Genomic DNA, 239 nt, shown 5'->3' on the forward strand with positions numbered 1-239 from the left:
CGCGCGGGCTGGCCGGCATCGGCAGGTTGATGGACACGGTGTTCAAGGGCCATCCCTACGTCAAAGCCGCGCTTGACATGGCTTGCTGGGATCTCGCCGCCCGTGCGGCCGACGTGCCGTTGGTAGCGATGCTCGGCGGCCGCGAGAGCGAGACGGCGGAACTTTACCGGGTCGTGACCCACGGCACGGTCGACCAGATGGCGGCACTTGCCAAGCGCATCGTTGCCGAAGGCTACCAT

1 pseudogene is annotated in these 239 nt (G+C 66.9%); it reads left to right on the top strand.

Annotated elements, in window-relative coordinates:
• Positions 1–239, top strand: a pseudogene (locus tag P9273_RS32210) (mandelate racemase/muconate lactonizing enzyme family protein); the annotation flags it as partial.

Source organism: Mesorhizobium sp. WSM4935 (genome assembly GCF_029625735.1).
In the GTDB taxonomy this organism is placed as follows: domain Bacteria; phylum Pseudomonadota; class Alphaproteobacteria; order Rhizobiales; family Rhizobiaceae; genus Mesorhizobium.